The sequence below is a fragment of the Pseudoalteromonas sp. BMB genome (genome assembly GCF_001709235.1).
In the GTDB taxonomy this organism is placed as follows: Bacteria; Pseudomonadota; Gammaproteobacteria; order Enterobacterales; family Alteromonadaceae; genus Pseudoalteromonas; species Pseudoalteromonas maricaloris.
In genome coordinates this window covers 45,463-59,622 of record NZ_MBQA01000158.1, presented here as the reverse complement: position 1 = coordinate 59,622, position 14,160 = coordinate 45,463, and the positions used below count along the sequence as shown (strand labels likewise).

Genomic DNA, 14,160 nt, shown 5'->3' with positions numbered 1-14,160 from the left:
AGATTTATTCAGCTTAAGCCTCCTGATTTAGCATAATCGGCTAAAATACCATATAGAACTGGGAGTTCAATTGGTTTTGCAATATGAGCATTAAAGCCTATTTCCAGATAGTGTTTAACATCTTCAACCATAACGTTTGCAGTTAGAGCAACAGCAGGAATCAGGTTACCCTCCTTTCGTATTGCTTTTATTGCGCCGACCCCATCCATGAAAGGCATATGTATATCCATAAGTATTAAATCAAATGTTTTTTCTTTGAGTGCTTCTAGAGCCAATACACCATTCTCAACGATCACATATGTAGCGTTTGTCTCTTTAAGCATGGTTTTGATTAAAATTTGGTTAATTTTATTATCCTCCGCAATCAAGATATGAGTGTTCTCTAGATTGGGCGGTGTGAACGATTTTTTGTGGGTAGGTTTTGATAAATTCTTTGCTCTTTCTAACGGTAAAATGATATCAACATTTGTGCCTTTACCTGCCTCACTAATTAAATTTATATTGCCATTCATTAACTTAATGAGACTCACAGTTATTGACATACCTAAACCAGTACCACCATACTTCCTAGTTGTTGATGTATCTGCTTGGGAAAAACGCTCAAAAATACGTTTTTGCGCATCTTCATTCATTCCAATACCTGAGTCTTGGACACTTAAATAAACAGCTTTTTTGTCATTATAAGTGCGACAGCTAACAACTATTTTGACCTCTCCATTGTTGGTAAACTTAACAGCGTTAGATGCCAAATTAAGTACAATCTGCTTTACTCGAACTAGGTCACCCAGCCACCCATCTTCGAAGCTATCATCTACTATTACGGCGAAATCTATACCTTTGTTACTGACCAAAGCATCTAAGTCATACTTAACCGATTCCAAAATTTCTAAAATTGAGATTTCAGTGCTTTCCAGCTCAATTTTATTTGATTCAATTTTTGAATAATCCAAAATATCGTTAATGATGGTAAGTAAGCTTTTGGCAGAATATACAGCATTAGCTAATATTTTCTCTAAGTCGGGTTCTAAATTAGCATTTTCGAGTAGTTGTAGGCCGCCTAGGATGGCGTTCATTGGCGTTCGGATTTCATGGCTCATATTAGCCAGAAAATCACTTTTTGCCTTAGATGAATGTTCAGCTGCTTGTCTAGCCGTTTCAGAGATTTCCATTGCTTCTATTTTTTCAGTAACGTCATAATTTACGCCAACAACTTTTATTGCTTTTCCATTCTCTCTAATAACTTCCGCACTTGCTTTGATTGTTCTGACCGCACCATTTGGGTGTATAACTCTGAATTCTGGCTCATAAACTCCGGTACCAGCTATTGCTGCTTGTAACTGTGCGCTTGCAAACTCTATATCATCAGGATGTACAGCATTAGCCCAAGCATCATAAACTTTTGTAAACTGCACTTCTGATATTCCATAGAGCTTGAACATTAGCTCATCCCAGATCAGTTCATTTGTGACTAAGTCCCACTCCCATACACCTATTTGAGCTGAATTGTTGGCTAATTGCATTCTAAGTGCCATAGAATCAGCTTTATTTCTTGCAATTCTAAGCTGTTCTTCAGCTTTTTTTTGCGGAGATATATCTTGAATGACTGACCAAATAGAGTTCTCGCCATTCTCATCAGTCACTCTTATACCAGATAATAGAACGGGAAAAGTGCGACCACTTTTATGAATATACTCCTTTTTATATGGTCCGTATCTCCCTTGTTCTTTCAAGTTAATTAGTTGCTTTTGCTCTTCCTCTTGGTATTTCGGAGGGGTAATTTGCCAATAGTCAGTATTATTCAACTCATCTACAGAGTATCCAGTCATTCGACTAAACTCATTGTTTACATAGTGAAATGTACCGTCTTTTAGTGTATTAACAGCAATACCAATCGGTGCTAAGTTGACAAAGCGTTCAAACTTCATCTTTTCCTTTTGGTAAGCTGTTTTATAACGTTTGATATTGGTGTTTGCTTTTTTTAGCTGTTCTTTAGCATCAATTAATTCAGATATATCCCTTCCGATTGCAAGAACTAACTGTTCGCCTTGGATCTGGACAGCTGTAAGTGATATCAAGCAGGGGAATGTTGAGCCATTTAAATTAGAGTGGCTCCACTGAAAAAGCTGAGGCCCTTCGGTCAGAGAGTTTCTTATGTACTCCATCGCAAGTTCTTCGGAAGTACGGCCGCAAGGTTGATACTTTGGGGAAATATCCGCTGGTGATAATGACAAAAACTCACTTTTACTTTTGATACCGTGTAAATCCACAGCAGCTTGATTACATTCTATGAACTTACCTGTATTGAGGTCTAGAATAGATAATGCATCTCCTGAAGCCTCGAACAGCTTTTTATACTTGTCTCTTTCAAAAGAAGTCTCAGCTAGTTGAGATTTAAGACTGTGGATTTCTTTTTCTAATTCAAGTTGATTTTTACTTACCATGTCCTTCCTAGTATGCGGCGTTAAGTATGTTAAACAATTCGACCTGTTAGTAGTATAGAATGGGAATAAACATTGTTAGCAGAAAAATAAAAGAGTTTTCTCACTTCAATGAAATAACTGAGAATGCACCAACTGCTATCAACACTACCTTGCAAAATACGTGTTGAGCCGAATGCTTCATGTTTGGGCTCAGTCAGAACAAGCCTTTAGCCGTCCGCGGAAAAGTAGCATCTCCATCTGTTATTGGCCTTATAACGATGATGTCGAGCAATAGATTCAGGTGCATTCAGAATGTAACGTAGTTGGAAATTGGTCACCAGCTTGCGGATTAAACTACAAAGCAAATGGACCTAGAAAAATGCAAGTATAAGAAGTTGTCGAACGGGGGATTTTCAACCTGTTTCTAATAACAAGAACATATAACATTCGCAGTACAAGTCATAGACCAAAAGGAACAGCGAGTGATGCTGACGCTAATGCTATTAAATATGCATGTGATGTCTGTAAGTTCAAACAATGGAAATCGAATACTGTTGTTAATTAACATTTTACTCAACAATAGATTCTGTCTTTATCTTGAAACTTGAGTCTATAATAATATTAATCAAGAGTGAGTTTAGACTTTGTTTTGCGATTACCTTCAGTCCTTCCTAGTGAAACATTATTTAGCCGCTTAATCCGGGGCCTGACAATCTCGGGGAGCAGTCGCCCTCATTATTATTTCTGGCTACTTGGAAGCTCAAGAGCTAGTTTCCATCCATATCTTACGTCAAATCTTATCAAAATAGCGAGTAAAGCGGAGGAGTCAGCAAATAGCTTATACTTTTCTCAGACACTATTCCCGCTTTTTGCCCATTATTTACCTTCGCATAGTAATGAAATTTACTACTCAGCGTTATCTACACCTTATGGTTTCAGAAGCTGCCAGCTGGCGAACTTTAGGGAACACGAATGTTTAACATTAAAATATTGCCCTTTATGTGCAATGAGCGATATTAAGCACTTTGGGGTGGCCTATTGGCATATTGAGCATCAGATACCTGGAATTGAATGTTGCTGTAGTCATCCAGTATGGCTTCTCCACAAACCTTTGCATAAAGCTAGTCAAGTCCACGAAGGGTTGTTACCTTGTGAAAGTAGCAATACTTTCAACTGTAATGATAAAGCCTTTAGTTTTGCTAAGTACACATCAAAAATATTACAATCAATACAAGCAGGTAAGCAGCTTAAAAATGATTACTTACCTATTTTGGCAGATAAAGGGTATGTGACAAAAGGTGGGTGTATTCGAAGGCGGTTACTAGCGACTGAACTTGCGAGATTAGTTGAAGAGTTGGGTTTCCCTTATACCGAGCTAATGCCTGAGTCTGAGCGTGATTATAAATATTTCTCTAATCTTTTGAAACCTAATGTTAATCAGCATCCCTTCAAACACCTTTTATTAGCTTACTGCCTGTCGGATTTAAATGTAGCTCAATTTTTGGCAGTTAAGCCTGTGTTGAATAGAAGCCTAAAGCCAGACCCTACTATTATTGAAGCGCAATGCTTGAAGCTTTTAAAGGAAGGTCATTCTATGGCTGAGATTAGTCGGAGGACTGGTAGAAGCAGGTGTTACATTAAAACGTTAGCACTAAAAGAAAATGTTGAATTTGAATCAAAGCCGAAAATCATAACCAAAAAAGTTAAATTATATATTATAAATTTAGCTAAGAAAGGATTTCACCGACGCGAGATTGCTAATCGCTATGGCATATCAAGTGGAAGTGTTGAGCAACTTATTTCTAGTCGTCCTGACCTAGTGATTTGGCGAAGGAAGTGTAAATCTGACTCAAAGCGTCGTAGATATAAATATACAATAATGAATTTTATTAAGACACACCCGCTTGCATCTAGGCAAGATTGTAAGAGAAGTAATTATGCAGCTTTTTATTGGTTATATAATCACGAACATGATTGGTTGAGCACCATTTTGCCAACGGCGATTAAGGGCTGTAGGAATCAAAGGGTTGATTGGAAAGAAAGAGATAGAAAGCTTTCAAAACAACTCGGTGATCTTTTGTCTAAGAATACAGAATCCGTAACTTTAACTAAGTTAGAACAGTTATTAGGTGCTCATGGGTGGTTGACGAGATATAGACATAAACTACCAACAGCTATGACGATTATTGAAAACTATAAGTTAAGAAATAAATGAATATACCTTTGGATGAATCACTGCAAAGCTTTCTATTTCGGCAGCAGATGTTATTTGCGGGGAAACTAGACCCTAAGAAAGTGATAACAAGAAATGGAATGTGGTACTTATCTCCTTATGCCCATCAAGAAGTACAACATATTTTTCATCGACTTGATGATAGCATTTTGCTTGAAGCGGCAGAGGTAGGTGAGCCTATACGAGCTTGCCAAGATGGCATTTTTACCTCTTCCGATGACTATTGTATGTCTCTATGGAGTATATTTTTTAACAACGGTAAGCAGGATAGTCGGATGATAAATAAAACGAAAATTCGATTTTGTCAGGCATGTGTTAATGAGGCCATTTTCGAGTATGGACACGGTTATTTTAAACATCAATGGGTTCGAAACACTTGGTGCTATTTGCATGAATTGCCCTTACGGCACTTAACAAGAGCTTCATATAAACATGCTATTGAAGATGTAAAAGAAGTTTTAGCTGGCGGCATACCGATTAACGAAGTGTGTACACAAACTAGACCTTCGGGTGCTGTCGAATCATTATCGGTCAATAATTCAAAGGAACTTGAGCTCTTATTTGCAGTTCATGCACCATATTGCTTAGGGCGCTTATTGGCGAATTGGCTAACGTTAAATTTCAGCAAACTGAGTGAGGTTGCTGAGTTTTTAACGAAAGTTGAATGGGCCTTTCTCCCGTGGAATTTATTGAATCTACCAATAGATTCAAATGATTACTCACAAGCTCTTAGGAAGCTAAATGCATTGATTGTGTCTTTTAGACGAAACTCCAGTTTAAACGAATATATAAGCGAACATGTTGAATATGTTAAAGTGTTTGTTTCGCCAAGAGGTCAGCTATCTGAAGTTATGATGCTTCCTAAGCTGCGCGATTGCCAGTCATGTGCTAAGAATAAAAGTTGCTCCTTTTTGAAGTTTGAGTATAACGAGATCAAAGAGGAAATTGACCTGCAGTTTTTGTTTCATCACTCAAGCTCATTTAAGAGGTATGCTATTGACCAAGGACAGATCTCCTTGACTGGCGATTACATGTGGATGCCTTTTCGAATTAACTCTTTTCTGTCGGAGGAAGATTTGGAGAGTGGGGAGCTAATGGAGTTTGTGTTATAGCTTCCAAATTTACTCTACGGTAACTTGAAAGGACAATTATGTTGCAACAGAAAAGCTATTGGTTTGAAAAATACGCTAGAAAATACTCATACAGTGTTGGTATATGAGAGCAGAGCGAAGCACAGATCTAACGTGTAGGAGCATAATTTTAAGTTACTAATGCATCTTGCGGGCAAACTTTATTGTCCATATCATTCCTTGCGGGCAAACTTTATTGTCCTTTCACAGCTAGTTTATTAGATTCTAGATGAAGACAATTAGATTCAAACAAAGACAATCTACAATCGAATAGAGACAAATATAGGCTGGAGTAGTTACTGTATCGGAACTGATATTATTAGAGACATTAGTGTCGATGTGATGTAGTTTTTAATGTTTCTATTTGCTCAGGGCTAAAACCATGACGAAGTAGCTCAAAATCACAGAGTTCAACGGTAGCTTTTTTACCGTCACCGACAACTTCGTAGATACTGCCGCTTGCTGTTTTTATAAGATTTTTCTTTGGCTTTATTTCAACCAATTTTGAAGTACATATATAATCACCTTTAGCGAATCTAAAAGATTTATCTTCAACACATATGCCCCATAAAACTTGACCGATTCGGTGCCCATCGTCTTCAACTGTCACTATTTGCCAACCACAAACTATAGTGTCCATAAATTCCCCTTACCCCATGAGCAGTAAAGTTCGATAGTAGGAAATTTGTGGTTAAAAACATACTAAATGCATGGATCTAATCCTGAGTTTTTCATTCAAAAAATTTTGTAATCGACTACAAAACTTGCAGATGAAGTATCTTTTTTTACTTAATAACCTTGAACTTATGATTCTTGTTGAAGGTATTCTCGAAGTCGATTGGTCAGATTAAGGGAATTAATATGCTGTTGTGTTGAAGATTGAACCATGTTTTTCCATTCACCGTCACCATTGAGCAAAGACTCTCGAATCAAAGTTGATGAAACCTCTTTATCTGCAAGATTTTCCCAAAGAACTTCAACTTTATAGCCCGCTTGTGACAAGCGCTCTACTTTGGCTTTATTCCATGATTCCCTAATTGTCGTAAAGCAGACAGTTTTGGTATCAATAAACTGGTAAAGTTTTTCAGGCTCATCAATAGGGAATGGAATAAAATCAAATCTGGCTCTATCGATATTCGCCTCTAATAATGCGTCTTTTATAATATTGATCCTTTCCAAATAGGTAAGTGGATTTGATGAAAGAACGCTTCTATTTGGAGAGTCATTGCACTTTTTTAATTCTTCAATATCGTATTGAGTAATACCAATCCAAAGAAAATCACAGGATTTTAATGCTGCTAGGGCGTACTCTAAATGCTCATTGTGAAACGGCTGAAACCTTCCATGAATTGATCCAACTACCATATTAATCCCTAACTTTTATTATTTGATTTTTTGTGCTCATATGAGGTGAAGCTGTGCCTATGTGTATTAACTTGTCAAACCACTCGCCTAATTCAGCACCTCGCTCAACAATCGCTAGGATTGGGCCATTTATTTCTCCACCAAACAAGACATCAATTATTATGTCATCAAGTTCTTGTATATTTTCTACAAGAGAGCCGAATGATTCTAGATTTGATTTTGCAGAACACCCCAGAAAGTAGGGGGCGGATTTAGCTTCAAAATTTAAGGGACCTAAAACCGAATCTAAACTCAAAGAAACTAGGTAGTTTTTGTTTTGAATAATTGATGCTAGATGACCTATTAAGCCAAAGCCTGATATATCCGTTGCATATTTGACCGAATCAGAGCGAATAAAATCCAACCACTCCAAATTATTGCTCAAAATAGCTTTAACTGAAAAATCTTCTTCTTGGCAGCGAATATTTCTAGTTGACCAAACTCCAACAGGTTTTGTGAGAAAAATATCGTAACAACCATTCATTTCAAACTCTGGCTTAAGTTCGCGGGATATTCCATTCATTGTAATAGTAATAGATGTTTGGTCAGCCCTAAAGGTATGGTAATTACAGGAGTTTATTCCTAGTGCATCTAATCCTTCTTGTATACATTTAAACATTAACCTGATTTCAGTTTTATCAAGACTGTTGCTAATTCCAACACTTACACTTGCTTGAATCGGCTTTATACCAGACGCGTATATGTCATTTGCACAGTGTAGAATAGTCGCCATGACATATGTAGAGATATCGTCAACAAATGGAAAAACAGTATCAATTGTACTGTGTATATATCCGTTATCAATTTTTACAATGTTGTTATCTGGTAATAAAAATGAGTAGCTTACTTCTTCCAATAGATCTCGTAAGTTATTTGCAGGGAGCTTATTCCCACATCCAAAATATGTTTGATCATAATCAAGCATTTTTGAGTCCCAATTCTACAAAATTTGCTTCGTTTTCTTTGTTTAGCTCCCAAAGCCTATCAAAATAGCGCGAGAATGCAGTATAGAAAGAGCCTTCACCATCGGTATTATGTTTTTTATATAAATGCATTTGCGGAGTTTTCTCCCCCGTACTTTCCCCATTGCCAAATATATTGAATGAGCACATGCAATAATTGCTATTGAAAAACATCAAGCGAAATATCGGCATTTCCGGTATTTCATCAGCTTTGTACAATCTAACCTCAATGTAATAATGACTGTCTTTTAACTCGCTAAGTTTTCTTAAAGATTCAATTACATTATTTCTATATCTAGTTTCACTAACACCTGCTCTATTTGCAATTTCTTTCAAAGCCTTACTATCAGGGTGACACAACAAGAATTTTGCTGGGTTTTCTTGAGTTGCGCTCCTTACTGCATTCTTAAACTCTTGCTCATTCTTAGTAAGTTTATGCCCCCCAGTTCCTAGCATTTTTAAGTTATCTTTAGTTAGTAGAAGTGACTGCTTGTAATTAATTCCATTGGCAATTTCTCTATCAATTCCTACTATCCCTGTTTGCATGTATTTTACAAGTCTTCTCGACATCACAAAAAAATTAACTGCTACTATATAAATAACTGTTGATTGATATACAAATTCACTTATCACATGCGTTGCAAACAGCACTGCCAATAGAAAAGAAGCGATGGCCGTCGAGGTAATTAACCATGTAAGGTTTTGAAACCTCCAATCGTGATTACTTGAGTGCTTATTGGTAACTGAAATAATGGCATTTATCGCAGAAAGTAGGAGTTGGTATATAAAAGCAGCTACTATTGATTGTAAAATAGGGGTAAATTCTCCATTTAACATATCAGTTGTCCTTATTATTCTTCTTAGTTGATGATGCCTGTTTAAGAACTTTATCTATAAGCTCCACAGACCAATTCTCATAATCCGTCTTGTTTTTGATAACATCACTTATGTGAGTTAATTCATCATTAATGTGATAGCCTTTCTCACCAATTTCGTAATCTTCATTAATCATTTCAACTAAATATACCAGCCCCAAATGCTGACTACTTACATCTCTTGTAGAATCATAAAGTAAGCCAATTGGTTTCATAACTGAATCTGGTGAAATAGTAATTTCTTCTTCTAATTCTCTCTTAATAAATGGGTGAGTCGATTCTGGGTCAAAAGGGTCAAATAAAGAATTAACTTCTTCATATGTAATATGCCCTCCAAAAACAATAGACCGTTCTCCATGTAACCTTGACTCAGGAGCTTTTGCAGATCTAGTGTGAGTTATGATTTTATCTTCAAATATAATTATAAAAACAGAGATTAATTGAACAACAGAGTAATCCTCTTCTGCTTCATGTCTAATCATAGGCGTACAATTTTCTTTGAACCAATTAGAATCAATAGGAACTTCGTTTAAACCATTTATGGAGACTATTTGGGGTAAGAGATTTCTCTTAAATACAGGTAAATATTCATCCATTAGCTGATTTCTTTTCTTCTTCGCTTCGTACTCTTTATATTTTCCGGGGCTGTCATTTAGCCATTTTCTCAGACCAAATGCTCCTTTCTGTAACCTAACAAATACTGATGCGCTTCCTAATTGATCAATGTTTTCAGCAAGCCTTGCTCTAATTGCTGTTTTAGGAGTTTTACCTGTGAAATCATATAAATTATTTGATTCTATTTCTCTCAAGATCGCTTCCGCAGTCAAGGGTTTTTGAACTTGCTCTAAGACAATGTATATTATGTCTAGAAGGCTCTTTTCCATTAAACTCTCCTTAACTCATGTCTCGAATAAACTCTTTTCGCATCCATAGTCTATCCGACTTGGCGAAATTACCATCAAAGATAAATGAAAAATTTCTTTCAATCAAACGCTTAGTTTTTTTATTTTCTGTAAAAATAAAGTTATAGCCTTTTTTTATGTCCGAAATAACCACAAACCAAAGTTGTCCATTCGTCGCATATTTGTCTTTTATGTATTTAGTCGCAGTACCTGTTAAAAAGTATGTTTCGATTATTTCTTCGGAATCTAACATCTCAAGTTGCCCAATGAAGCAATCTTCACCTTTCCAATCGTGAGTTTTTACGTCATTTAGAAGAACATTCTTAAAATCATTCAATAATTGATGTTCAATATGTGAATAGTACTCCGTTATCAATTCCGATTCGAAAAATCCCAGTTTCTCGATACCAATTTTTGCTTCAATATCCCTATTAGTTGTTACAAATGCTTTTAAGTTTAATGTGTTAGAGACGATTGCTAAATAAAGTAATTTAGCTATCGACTCTGGAAGTTGATGAACTTTTTCAAGTTTGACATATTTTTCCCATATCAATGTTGCACACGAACCTACGTGACTTATTTGCACAAACTTACCAAGTTTATCTTTCCAATATTTTTCAAATCCAAAATGATGATCATAAACCTCGATAATTTTTTCATGATCTACAAAACTTTCAAAATACCGAGGGTTGGATACATCAACTAATGCATACTTGAACCTACCTGAACAGGGTAATGTTTTCTCGAATAAGTCATAAACTTCGACTTTTACAGATTCGGGAATTGTTCCATTCATTTTACCTGTATGACATGCGATTGACTCTATACCACATAGTCTATGTAAATAACTTAATGCCAAAGAACAAGCGAGAACATCTATGTCGATATAAGCAGAACCAGAGGTAACAATTACAGTTTCATTAGTTTCAATAAATTGTGTATTACTCATAATTATCCAGTAGCTGATCTAGCCCCAATTTGTCAGCGAAACTCTTGTTACGTATGTGTGCTCTTTTTGCCACATCAGATAATTTAATTACCTCAAGCCTCATATTTGCAATTACACTTCGATCATTCTTTTTTGTAGCCCGAACCGGAATAGAATCTCTATACCAAGAACCAGTAACTGATTCTTCATACTCATTCAAATCAGCTTCAGGGAATATTTTTTCACCAATTAAATAACAATAAAATTTCTCAACTTTTACCTGACCATAATTCGCAATTAGTTGGCAATATCTTGGCATCTGCTGAAGGTAATCGGCTAAATCTGTTTCTGGTTCTTTAAACTCTATCACGATACACTTTCCTTCATCAGCAAATAGAAAGACATCAGGTCTACGATCTGGCTTAAACCCCATTCCTTTCATGTCCTCTAAAGCTTCGGGAGCAAGAAATGGTCTGCCATCTTTGAGCTGCATCTTGGTAAATTGTGTTTCAGAAAACCCATCAAAATGAACAAATTCTTCGTCTAATATCCAAAGATCATTTATGCTTGAACTAGTTTTTTTTCTTTTAAATATGAGATCATGAATGATGCCTTCTCGATCTCTGTTCTTTCCTTTGGGTATTTCTTTGGTTTGTACATCTAGCTCATTTTTAAGTATCTTGCTCAACAGCTTTACAACTAGACCTCTGCGAACTACATACTTTGAAAGCTCTTCTTTATTTTGGGCATCAATTAGTTCTGCAACTTCTTTCGATTTTAACTCAAGTTTTTCCCTATAATCATCGCTTGTGGGATCAAGGCTTTTTATATTATCTAGACACTTTCTGGTTGTGTTGCTTTTATCAGCAATAAACCGAGCTTCTTCTATTAGTAACTTACTTGTAATTGAATCTTCATCATCGTTTAACGATACATTTTTTAGTACATTGTTCACAAACTGTTGTGATATCCCTAGTTCTTTAGCAAGTTTGTGAACATTTTGTTCAGCCGCTTTTTGTGCGGACATTACTTCTTTGAAGATTACGTTAAGTTCATTGTTAGCTTGTTTTCTAATATCATCTATATAAACAGCAGAGTCATTATCAAAAAGATCACGGCTGACATTTGATACTTCGGTTTTAGACTTAATATTGAATGAATCTACAGCATGGTTGACGTTTTCTGGTTTATCTAAGTAAGGTCCATAAAAAGCAGCTAATCGTTTAGTCCCTTTAAAGCCTTTGCTTTTTTTCAAAACTGGATTTTCTAACTCTTCAATAGGTATATCTTTTGAGCATAAGAATGCTCCATGTCGATCAATTTCATCTTCAGTGAAGTCAAAAACTAGCCATTCAAATTTTTCAGGGGGCTTGGAATTATCAATATGCCAACACAGTTTGCTATTTTTATCTAAACTAGCACTTAGATAATTTACTTCAAAAGTTCCTCGCTCACTCGGCTGGGGTAAGTCATTATTTGTTATTAACATCGTTTCTGGATCAGAAGCAGCATAACAATACTTTAATTCTATATTGGGAAAGGTAATCCCTTTTTTCTTTTCCAAATATGCCCTTAATGCAAAATGGGACTTAATTATCGACACAAACTTTTGAAATGATAAAGAAGAATAAAATTTAACGTCTTTACTGCTTAGATTAGGGTTAAGGAATTTTACTCTTGTCTTCAATATCTCAGAATTCGAATTGTTGCATATGATATTAGAGATAAATGATTGTTTATTACACTTAAAACTCCTTAAATAATATGAACCTTCATTGATGAAATTACTTTCAATGACTACTTCACCAAATCTATGCAAATATTGAAGTCTGCCAGTACCTCTATTTTTAAATCCTTTGCTCTTGTCTAGTAAGTTACTAAATCTAGTAAATGCTTCATCATTGAATCCATTCCCTGAATCTTCAATTATCATGTAATCTAAACGCTTACCACCTTCGTTGTCATCACTATCATTAAAATGCAGTTCAATTGATATTTTTCTTTCAAAGTCATCAGGTAAGTGAAGAATGGACTCTAGTGAGTTAGTAATTCCTTCTAACATAGGCGCTAAAGGATTTGATGATGGACCAATCATCCCCATCATTTCTTCTAAAACTACTCCCGGTCTATTCATAAGCTTATGATCCTTCTGATGAATCTATATCACAATGGTAAATATTTTTAAGCCGTACCCACCAACTAGCCTTAAAGTTTTGACGATAGATCATCTAGTTCTTGCCTAATTGTGCCGATATTACCCTTGTGGAAGTGTTGCTGAAAAGTAAGTACAAAAATTATCAAAAAAACTATCATAAAGCATCACTTTAACGTGATATTTTTAATAAATTTAGTTGATTTAAAGAATACATATGAACTTCTTCGACCCCCCTTATAAAGAAATACCTATCAAAAAAAGAAATCCTTTTTTGCGTGACGCTTCTCAACTTGAATGCATAGAAGAGCCTATGAAGGTAGTTAGTAACCATTTGGAAGCAGCCGAATATATTTTGGAAAAGGGAGCATGCAATGGGCTAGATTTTCATATTTCCAATGTGTTGCGTAATAACGCTGCAATGAAAAAGTTATATGGAGCTAATTCTTTAAAGCCGCTTCCTAAAGAAATTAGAACTTACCAACAGACTAACAAAGGCAGGGAAAGTACTGAACTAAGCAATGCGATTGCCAGCCACTGTGTCAGCTTAGATTGCGAACTAATGCTGTACCATGGTGGTAGTTTACCTGTTAAAGAGGGTAAGCCTTTTACAACGTCAACGCCTCTTTCGACTTCATTTCAACCAGAAGTTGCTCTAAGAAACGCATTATGGCGGGGCAAGACCTATAAAGATGACCATGCTTTTTTATATGTGATCAAGATTATAAATCCTGAAATACGTGCCTTTCTTATGCCCCTTGATGGTGAGAGTCATGGGCACGAGTGTGAGGCTCTGTTAGAGAAAGGACTAAAACTTCAACTTGTTAAAATGCATTCTAAAAAATATGAACAGAAGGAAGGTAATAAACTATACACTATGTCTCTTGTTGAAGTAGAAGCTTCCTAGCTGGGGAGTAAGTGGTAATTAGAGGAGTATAATTGCTATAAACTTTTTTCGACATCAATGAAATATCATTTATTATGCTCAATAGGGATAAAAATTTGTCTTCTATTATCCTTACGGGCAAACTTTATTGTGCCTAAACAAGCCCAAATCACGCTCAAAAACGGCTATAGATTGATATTAATTGTAGCTTATCAAAAGAAAGGCTTTTACCAATTTAAAAGGACACTAAGCATATACTTAGTGTCCT

11 protein-coding genes are annotated in these 14,160 nt (G+C 35.8%); 3 read left to right on the top strand and 8 right to left on the bottom strand.

Annotated features, from left to right (window positions below):
* Window positions 1–8 precede the first annotated feature (8 nt).
* Complete coding sequence (locus tag BB427_RS10090; RefSeq protein ID WP_069020591.1) at window positions 9–2,441, bottom strand: PAS domain-containing hybrid sensor histidine kinase/response regulator; 2,433 nt, start codon at window positions 2,439–2,441, stop codon at window positions 9–11.
* A 610-nt stretch (window positions 2,442–3,051) separates the two neighbouring features.
* On the opposite strand from BB427_RS10090, the gene BB427_RS10085 reads away from it, so the two are divergent.
* Complete coding sequence (locus BB427_RS10085; RefSeq protein ID WP_083229864.1) at window positions 3,052–4,635, top strand: TnsD family Tn7-like transposition protein; 1,584 nt, start codon at window positions 3,052–3,054, stop codon at window positions 4,633–4,635.
* Window positions 4,632–5,765 (top strand): hypothetical protein, encoded by a 1,134-nt coding sequence (locus tag BB427_RS10080; RefSeq protein WP_069020590.1) that lies wholly within the window; start codon window positions 4,632–4,634, stop codon window positions 5,763–5,765. Before BB427_RS10085 ends, BB427_RS10080 begins: the two co-directional genes overlap by 4 nt.
* A gap of 346 nt (window positions 5,766–6,111) precedes the next feature.
* Here the strand turns inward: BB427_RS10080 and BB427_RS10075 are convergent, their stop codons facing one another.
* From BB427_RS10075 to BB427_RS10045, 7 genes are all read right to left on the bottom strand, one after another.
* Entirely contained in the window at window positions 6,112–6,423 is a 312-nt protein-coding gene (locus BB427_RS10075) for a hypothetical protein (protein ID WP_069020589.1), read from the bottom strand.
* A gap of 164 nt (window positions 6,424–6,587) precedes the next feature.
* Window positions 6,588–7,148, bottom strand: a complete 561-nt coding sequence (locus tag BB427_RS10070) for a hypothetical protein (protein WP_069020588.1) — start codon at window positions 7,146–7,148, stop codon at window positions 6,588–6,590.
* 1 nt (window position 7,149) lies between these two features.
* The gene (locus BB427_RS10065) at window positions 7,150–8,112 is read right to left on the bottom strand and encodes an AIR synthase related protein (protein ID WP_069020587.1); all 963 of its coding nucleotides are present in this window, start codon (window positions 8,110–8,112) and stop codon (window positions 7,150–7,152) included.
* Window positions 8,105–8,986 (bottom strand): hypothetical protein, encoded by an 882-nt coding sequence (locus BB427_RS10060; protein WP_069020586.1) that lies wholly within the window; start codon window positions 8,984–8,986, stop codon window positions 8,105–8,107. The genes BB427_RS10065 and BB427_RS10060 overlap by 8 nt, the downstream gene beginning before the upstream one ends.
* 1 nt (window position 8,987) lies before the next feature.
* Window positions 8,988–9,908 carry an HTH domain-containing protein gene (locus BB427_RS10055; RefSeq protein WP_069020585.1) on the bottom strand — a complete coding sequence of 307 codons (921 nt, stop codon included), beginning with the start codon at window positions 9,906–9,908 and terminating at the stop codon, window positions 8,988–8,990.
* 10 nt (window positions 9,909–9,918) lie between these two features.
* Window positions 9,919–10,875 (bottom strand): DHH family phosphoesterase, encoded by a 957-nt coding sequence (locus BB427_RS10050; protein ID WP_069020584.1) that lies wholly within the window; start codon window positions 10,873–10,875, stop codon window positions 9,919–9,921.
* Complete coding sequence (locus tag BB427_RS10045; RefSeq protein ID WP_069020583.1) at window positions 10,868–12,988, bottom strand: hypothetical protein; 2,121 nt, start codon at window positions 12,986–12,988, stop codon at window positions 10,868–10,870. The genes BB427_RS10050 and BB427_RS10045 overlap by 8 nt, the downstream gene beginning before the upstream one ends.
* Window positions 12,989–13,223: 235 nt before the next feature.
* On the opposite strand from BB427_RS10045, the gene BB427_RS10040 reads away from it, so the two are divergent.
* On the top strand, window positions 13,224–13,913 hold the full coding sequence (locus BB427_RS10040) for a hypothetical protein (protein ID WP_069020582.1): 690 nt from the start codon (window positions 13,224–13,226) through the stop codon (window positions 13,911–13,913).
* Window positions 13,914–14,160 lie beyond the last annotated feature (247 nt).

Excerpts from the sequence above, each read along its gene's own strand:
- BB427_RS10045 (WP_069020583.1), bottom strand. The coding sequence starts at position 12,988 with ATGAATAGACCGGGAGTAGTTTTAGAAGAAATGATGGGGATGATTGGT.
- BB427_RS10040 (WP_069020582.1), top strand. The coding sequence starts at position 13,224 with ATGAACTTCTTCGACCCCCCTTATAAAGAAATACCTATCAAAAAAAGA.
- BB427_RS10075 (WP_069020589.1), bottom strand. The coding sequence starts at position 6,423 with ATGGACACTATAGTTTGTGGTTGGCAAATAGTGACAGTTGAAGACGAT.
- BB427_RS10065 (WP_069020587.1), bottom strand. The coding sequence starts at position 8,112 with ATGCTTGATTATGATCAAACATATTTTGGATGTGGGAATAAGCTCCCT.
- BB427_RS10070 (WP_069020588.1), bottom strand. The coding sequence starts at position 7,148 with ATGGTAGTTGGATCAATTCATGGAAGGTTTCAGCCGTTTCACAATGAG.
- BB427_RS10060 (WP_069020586.1), bottom strand. The coding sequence starts at position 8,986 with ATGTTAAATGGAGAATTTACCCCTATTTTACAATCAATAGTAGCTGCT.
- BB427_RS10055 (WP_069020585.1), bottom strand. The coding sequence starts at position 9,908 with ATGGAAAAGAGCCTTCTAGACATAATATACATTGTCTTAGAGCAAGTT.
- BB427_RS10080 (WP_069020590.1), top strand. The coding sequence starts at position 4,632 with ATGAATATACCTTTGGATGAATCACTGCAAAGCTTTCTATTTCGGCAG.
- BB427_RS10090 (WP_069020591.1), bottom strand. The coding sequence starts at position 2,441 with ATGGTAAGTAAAAATCAACTTGAATTAGAAAAAGAAATCCACAGTCTT.
- BB427_RS10050 (WP_069020584.1), bottom strand. The coding sequence starts at position 10,875 with ATGAGTAATACACAATTTATTGAAACTAATGAAACTGTAATTGTTACC.